Origin of the sequence: Anaerophaga thermohalophila DSM 12881, from assembly GCF_000191885.1 — a bacterium.
In the GTDB taxonomy this organism is placed as follows: domain Bacteria; phylum Bacteroidota; class Bacteroidia; order Bacteroidales; family Marinilabiliaceae; genus Anaerophaga; species Anaerophaga thermohalophila.
Genome location: NZ_AEWI01000179.1, coordinates 1 through 503, shown reverse-complemented (window position 1 = coordinate 503; position 503 = coordinate 1). Strand labels below are relative to the sequence as shown.

Genomic DNA, 503 nt, shown 5'->3' with positions numbered 1-503 from the left:
AAAAATCGGTTCCAAAGGTACGTGGGCAATAGACCGTCAGGGAGATGACATTGATATAATCAGGGGCTTTACCAATGAAGAACTTGACTTCGTAGTGCGTTTAAAGATGAACCGTTACATGCATTTTGGGGGCAACACCAACCGACAAGTCAAAGCGGAAAGAATACACCAACATGTTGACACCCCGCACAAAGCTCATATTTATATAACCAGGGATGGGAAAGAAGAATTTTTACATCTGGAATATGGGGCTGTAAAAGTTGCATTGCCCGAACATCCTGATATCTGGTACACCCTTGTTGTTGTTAAAGGCTTTGGAAAAGTCCCGATGCTATTGTTGACCAATAAAGAGGTGAACATTAACGACAATAAGCAACTATGGCAAATCGTCGATATATACCTTACCAGGTGGAAATGCGATGAATGCTACCGTTACATTAAGCAATCATACAATCTTGAAGATGTAAGGGTTTTAAGCTACAATTCCATCCGCAACATCACAG

General features: G+C 41.2%; 1 protein-coding gene. It reads left to right on the top strand.

The window, feature by feature from the left end; translation table 11 throughout:
* The coding region (locus ATH1_RS21770) for a hypothetical protein (protein WP_010424860.1) at positions 1–503 on the top strand (503 nt) is incomplete at both ends.